This window comes from Dickeya dadantii NCPPB 898 (assembly GCF_000406145.1).
Taxonomy (GTDB): domain Bacteria; phylum Pseudomonadota; class Gammaproteobacteria; order Enterobacterales; family Enterobacteriaceae; genus Dickeya; species Dickeya dadantii.
In genome coordinates this window covers 3,608,115-3,614,131 of record NZ_CM001976.1, presented here as the reverse complement: position 1 = coordinate 3,614,131, position 6,017 = coordinate 3,608,115, and the positions used below count along the sequence as shown (strand labels likewise).

Annotated in this window: 6 protein-coding genes, 2 tRNA genes and 1 rRNA gene; 6 read left to right on the top strand and 3 right to left on the bottom strand. The window is 51.7% G+C overall.

Annotated features, from left to right (window positions below; translation table 11 throughout):
• Nucleotides 1–165: 165 nt before the first annotated feature.
• From rrf to DDA898_RS16245, 3 genes are all read left to right on the top strand, one after another.
• A 5S ribosomal RNA gene (rrf, locus tag DDA898_RS16255) occupies nt 166–281 on the top strand.
• Nucleotides 282–347: 66 nt separating this feature from the next.
• Nucleotides 348–424 (top strand) — tRNA-Asp (locus DDA898_RS16250).
• A gap of 232 nt (nt 425–656) precedes the next feature.
• On the top strand, nt 657–1,448 hold the full coding sequence (locus DDA898_RS16245; RefSeq protein ID WP_071604556.1) for an endonuclease/exonuclease/phosphatase family protein: 792 nt from the start codon (nt 657–659) through the stop codon (nt 1,446–1,448).
• A 62-nt stretch (nt 1,449–1,510) separates the two neighbouring features.
• Here the strand turns inward: DDA898_RS16245 and mltD are convergent, their stop codons facing one another.
• Both mltD and gloB read right to left on the bottom strand, forming a co-directional pair.
• Nucleotides 1,511–2,911 (bottom strand): murein transglycosylase D, encoded by a 1,401-nt coding sequence (gene mltD, locus DDA898_RS16240; RefSeq protein WP_013319071.1) that lies wholly within the window; start codon nt 2,909–2,911, stop codon nt 1,511–1,513.
• A gap of 70 nt (nt 2,912–2,981) precedes the next feature.
• On the bottom strand, nt 2,982–3,737 hold the full coding sequence (gene gloB / locus DDA898_RS16235) for a hydroxyacylglutathione hydrolase (protein WP_038911733.1): 756 nt from the start codon (nt 3,735–3,737) through the stop codon (nt 2,982–2,984).
• A 46-nt stretch (nt 3,738–3,783) separates the two neighbouring features.
• On the opposite strand from gloB, the gene DDA898_RS16230 reads away from it, so the two are divergent.
• A complete protein-coding gene (locus DDA898_RS16230; RefSeq protein ID WP_038901856.1) occupies nt 3,784–4,506 on the top strand; it encodes a class I SAM-dependent methyltransferase in 723 nt (240 codons plus the stop codon).
• 35 nt (nt 4,507–4,541) lie between these two features.
• Here DDA898_RS16230 and rnhA read toward each other — a convergent pair whose 3' ends face one another.
• A complete protein-coding gene (gene rnhA / locus DDA898_RS16225) occupies nt 4,542–5,108 on the bottom strand; it encodes a ribonuclease HI (protein ID WP_161624729.1) in 567 nt (188 codons plus the stop codon).
• On the opposite strand from rnhA, the gene dnaQ reads away from it, so the two are divergent.
• A complete protein-coding gene (gene dnaQ, locus DDA898_RS16220; protein ID WP_038911731.1) occupies nt 5,062–5,796 on the top strand; it encodes a DNA polymerase III subunit epsilon in 735 nt (244 codons plus the stop codon). The genes rnhA and dnaQ overlap by 47 nt on opposite strands.
• A 130-nt stretch (nt 5,797–5,926) precedes the next feature.
• A tRNA-Asp gene (locus tag DDA898_RS16215) sits at nt 5,927–6,003 on the top strand.
• Nucleotides 6,004–6,017 lie beyond the last annotated feature (14 nt).

Below are 6,017 nucleotides of genomic sequence, written 5' to 3'. Positions count from 1 at the left end.
TGTAAGCGTAGCGATACGTTGAGCTAACCAGTACTAATGACCCGAGAGGCTTAACCTTACAACACCGAAGGTGTTTTGGTGAGAGAGACGACGGTATTTGGCTTGTTCGATGGATTGGTTCCTGTGGTTGCACGGTAGTGTGACGGCGGGGATGAAAAGAATTTGCCTGGCGGCGACAGCGCGGTGGTCCCACCTGACCCCATGCCGAACTCAGAAGTGAAACGCCGTAGCGCCGATGGTAGTGTGGGGTCTCCCCATGCGAGAGTAGGGAACTGCCAGGCATCAAATTAGGGTGTAATAAGACACCGGTTATCGGATTGACTCCTCTGATAACGTACAGAATCGGTGGTGCGGTAGTTCAGTCGGTTAGAATACCGGCCTGTCACGCCGGGGGTCGCGGGTTCGAGTCCCGTCCGCACCGCCAACATATAAAAGCCCTGAGCATAAGCTCGGGGCTTTTTGCTATTATTTTTAACCCATCCTCTGATTGGCGATCGTTTTTACTACGTAATCGATCTTTTTAAAGCCATCATCTGCTGCATTACATACTATCATCCGCGATACCGAATTTTTCATCTGACGAGTTATACCCATTGAAACTCGAAGACAAAAACCCTATAACGATTAACAGTTCACCGGTTATAAGCAGGAGCAATGTGCGTAAGAAAACCTATGCCATGAGGTACGTTGCCGGGCAGCCTGTTGAACGTATCTTTCAGCCTGCAGCAATGCATTATTTAAAACAGCAGCCCGCATCTTCGGGGCCTCTGATGCCAACGGAGGATCGGTTGCGGGTTATGGTGTGGAATATTTTTAAGCAACAGCGTACGAATTGGCTCTCGGTCCTGAAAAATTTTGGCGAGAACACCCAACTGATGCTGTTGCAGGAAGCGCAATCAAGTCCTGAACTGATTCGTTTTGCCACTACGCATTATCTTTCCGCCGAGCAGGTACCTGCTTTTGTTCTTCCTTCTCATCCTTCTGGTGTGATGACGTTATCATCTGCGCAGCCTATGTATTGCTTTCCGTTGCGTGAGAGAGAACCGTTGATTCGGCTGGCCAAATCAGCGTTGATCACGGTTTATTCACTGAGCGATGGGCGTTTATTGATGGTCATTAATATCCATGCTGTCAACTTCAGCCTGGGTGTTGAGGCCTATACAAAACAGCTTGAAACTATTGGCGAACAGCTGAAGCGTCACAAAGGACCAGTGGTGATGGCGGGCGATTTTAATGCCTGGAGTCAGCCCAGGGTGAGCGCACTTTATCGGTTTGCCCATCGAATGGGGCTTGGCGAAGTGGTTTTTTCTGACGATCAACGGCGCCGTGCATTTGGCCGGCCGCTGGATTTTGTCTTTTATCGCGAGTTGGGGGTAGCAAATTCGTCGGTGCTGGTCACCAACGCATCTGATCACAATCCTTTGCTGGTAGAGTTCGATGTTTCCTGATTCCCTACTGCGACAATAAAAAAAACCGCCGTAATGGCGGTTTTTTTTATTATTTACCGGTATCAGGAGTCTGGTGATTGTCTGTTGGTGACATAAAGTGTCAGCCTATCGCCCGGCTGGAGGTTGGCATCTTTGATGACCGTATTCCAGCGCATGACATCAGCAATGTTAACGCCATGGCGTTTGGCAATGCTTGCCAGCGAATCACCCTTGCGAACCTGATAAACAATCGAGTTCGACTTGTTGCTGTTTGCTGCGATACCTGCCGTCACGGGTACCGTTGCTTTGGCAACCTGCAATGTTTGACCCACCTTCAGAGCGCTGCCCTTGAGGCGATTCCAGCTTTGCAGATCCTGCGTACGGACATTCATTCGCTTGGCGATGCTCGATAACGTATCACCAGAGCGAACTTTGTATCCAACAGAGCGAGTCGACACTACCGGCTGTACGGCTTTAGCCGGTTGGATGGCGGCAATGTCACCGTCTGCCAGCGAGTCTTTCAACTGTCCCACATGAGACTTGGGTACCATAATGTAATGCGGCCCGTTCGGCGCAGTGACATCACGTGTGTAACCCGTGTTGTAGCTCTTCAGCTTGGTAACAGATAACCCCGCCAGTTCAGCTGCTTGCGTCAACTCCATCTGCTGACCCAGATCTACTCGCGCCAGAGCACGATTCTCATTGGGTTTCGGCAGTTCAACTCCGTATTTTTTGCTGTGTTTGAGAATATCGCTCAGCGCCAACATTTTGGGCACATAGGTTGACGTTTCATACGGCAACGCCAGCGCCCAATAATTAGTTGGACGGCCTTTCGCTTTATTCGCTTTCACCGCTTGCATGATTCGCCCTTCACCCGCGTTGTAGGCAGCCACGGTCAGTAACCAGTCGCCGTCAAACATGCGGTTCAGGCGCTGCATCATATCCAATGCAGCGGTCGTGGATGCAACAACATCACGACGCCCGTCATACCATTGGGTGTGTTTCAACCCATAATTGCGCCCGGTGCCAGGAACAATCTGCCAAAGCCCTACGGCGTTGGATGATGACCTGGCGTTTGGGTCAAAAGCGCTCTCCACTATGGGTAGCAGTACCAGTTCCATCGGCATCTTACGTTCTTTAATCTGCCCGACTATCCAGTACATGTACGGCTCTGCCCGTAATGTTACATCGTGGAGATAGCTCTTATTTTTTAAGTAACGCTGTTTTTGCTCGCGGATCCGGATATTTTCCGGAACCTCCATCTTCAGCTCGTCGCCAATGAAGTTCCACAGATCTCGTTGCGCGATGCTTTCATCATCCAGCCACCGCGTCCCGGTCTCTCGACTATCTGTGTACTTTCCTGCTTCACTTTGACCAGCCGAAGACAGACTCTGTGCATGCTGTCTGGGTTGGGAGGTGTCGTTAGGCGGCACCTGGCACCCTGTCAGCACGACTGAGGCGATAAATATCGCTTTAGTCTTCATATATGTGTCAATAGTTGCTTAAAAGACAAACAATGATACTTTGATTGGCAATTCAGTACAACAAAAACCGTCAGAATCGGTCTTTCATGGCGCGTAAGTGCGCAAAAATATGCCAACCACCCTTGTGGTCCGTGTTAATGGACAATTTTCTTTGCAAATCAATGTCATGGTAACGTAAAAAAATATTTATTCTTCGTTCCTGCCCCAGTGTGGAAGGGAGAGATGATTCTCCTTTTTCATGTAATTGCCTGATTTTAAGTAGGTAATCATGAATATCCGCATCTTCTGGCCAAACGTGGTGCGCGAACTCCAGATTGGATAATGTGTACTCATGCGCACAACATACTTGGGTTTCATCGGGTAAATCAGCCAACTTGATCAATGATTCGAACATTTGTTGTGCTGTACCTTCAAAAATGCGACCGCACCCAGCAGAAAATAACGTATCGCCGCAGAACAAATATGGATGGCTATGATACGCGATATGTCCTGCGGTGTGCCCGGGCACGAAAAAAATAGAAAATTCCGAGCCGGCCGCAGCAATGATGTCACCTTCCTGTACTGTATGTGTCACGCCACACGGTTTGGTTTCCTGTGGACCGTAAATTTGTATGCCGGGGTAGTGTTCCGCCAGTTGGCGGACGCCGCCTGTGTGATCGTTATGGTGATGGGTCAACAGGATGGCTGCAGGGAACAATCTGTGATATTCCAACGCCTGTAGCACGGGGGCGGCTTCGCCTGGATCCACAATCACGCATTGCTTTTCATCGTTGGCCAGCAGCCAGATGTAGTTGTCTTTGAAGGCCGGTACACTGATAAGATTCATGCTGCATCCTCATTTTTTGCGATTAGCCTGCGGAAGATACTAAAACATGAAGCCAGCACAAACATCCCAGAAGATCGTAGCGCCTGATAGTTGGGAAGCGATTCCCTGGGGAGAGCACTATCTTCATACGCTGAATACGGCGCTGGCCCCCTGGTGGAGTCGGATTTTTGGCTTTCATCTGCTGAAAATCGGTCGGTTGAGCACGGCGATTGACAGCCAGATATGTACGATTCCGCATCAGGTCAACGTCAGTCGTGAGCCGCAGGCGGCGCATGTCATGGCTGACCCCTACCAACTGCCGTTTGTCGAGAAATCGGTGGATGCCTGTCTGCTGGCCCATGTACTGGCTTATTCCGCCGATCCTCACCGGATTGTGCGCGAAGTGGACCGAATCTTGATTAACGATGGCTGGGTCATCATCAGCGGGTTCAATCCGGTCAGTTTGGTTGGGCTGGGGCGTTTGGTGCCCGGTATGCGCCGGCGCCAGCCGTATTGCAGCCGGATGTTCAGCCAGATGCGGGTGATGGACTGGCTGAGCCTGTTGAATTACGAGATTGTACATCATAACAGTTTGCAGGTGCTGCCCTGGCGTCAACCCGGGCAAGGCAAGTGGAACAATACGCTGCCACTGCTGGGCTGTCTGAATCTGATTGTTGCGCGCAAACGCACGATTCCGCTGACGATGACGCCGACCAAATCCCGACTGAGGAAATCGCCGTTAAATCGCCCGGTGGGGGCGACGAAAAGCTATCGTTATCGGCATGACTGACCGCCGGTCGGGAGGCTGGTTTATTATGGTTGAGGCTACTCCGGTTGATAACCGGTGTCATCAAGGGTGGGTGCGCTGGCAGCCTGGCGAGCCAGTTCATCGCAGCGTTCGTTCTCCGGATGGCCGGCATGGCCTTTCACCCATTGCCAGTGCAAGGTATGACGCTGAATAGCTTGATCCAGCCGTTGCCACAGGTCGACGTTTTTCACCGGTTTTTTCTCCGCGGTTTTCCAGCCGCGCTTTTTCCAGTTGTGGATCCAACTGGTTATGCCCTGACGGACGTATTGGCTGTCGGTGCTGATGGTCACGTCGCAAGGTGTGGTCAGGGTTTCCAGCGCGACGATCGCCGCCATCAATTCCATCCGGTTATTGGTGGTGAGCCGGTAACCTGCGCTGAGGGTTTTTTCGTGCTGCTTGTAACGCAGCAGCGCCCCATATCCACCCGGGCCGGGATTGCCGAGGCAGGATCCGTCGGTGAAAATCTCTACCTGTTTTAGCATCTCTGGTAGACTCTTATTCATGGTCAAAAGTACAAGTCTGACATAAACGAAACCGATGAGCACTGCAATTACACGACAAATCGTTCTTGATACGGAAACCACCGGTATGAACAAACTGGGGGTTCACTATGAAGGGCACAAGATTATTGAGATCGGTGCGGTCGAGGTGATAAACCGTCGTCTGACCGGGCGTCACTTCCATGTCTACCTCAAACCGGACCGGCTGGTGGACCCGGAAGCCTATAACGTTCACGGCATCAGTGATGAATTTCTGGCGGATAAGCCGACTTACGGCGATGTCGTCGATGATTTTCTCGATTTCATTCGCGGTGCCGAGCTGGTGATCCATAACGCGACGTTTGATATCGGCTTTATGGACTATGAGTTTCGGTTGCTGAAGCGCGATATCCCGAAAACCGAGACGTTTTGCACCATCACCGATAGCCTGCAGATGGCGCGCCGGTTATTCCCCGGCAAGCGTAATAACCTGGATGCGTTGTGCGATCGTTACCAGATAGATAACAGCAAGCGTACGCTGCACGGCGCGTTACTCGATGCCGAAATTCTGGCCGAAGTTTATCTGGCGATGACCGGTGGTCAAACGTCGCTGGCCTTCTCGATGGAGGGAGATACCCAGCAGCAGACGGCGCAAACGGAAACCATACAGCGTATTGCACGCCCGGCGTCGGCTTTGGCGGTATTGTATGCCAGTGACGAAGAATTGGCGGCGCATGAACAACGTCTGGATCTGATTATGAAAAAAGGCGGCAGTTGCCTGTGGCGTAACTGAGTTTGTGGCCGTTGATCACAAAGACGGCGGCACGCTGAAAATGTAAGCAAACAGAAGTGGTTAGTGATAAAAAGCGTTGACGCAACCGATGGCGGACCGTAGTATGCACCTCGCTCACTGAGCACAGCGCGGTGCGGTAGTTCAGTCGGTTAGAATACCGGCCTGTCACGCCGGGGGTCGCGGGTTCGAGTCCCGTCCGCACCGCCAACCATTCCGAAGCC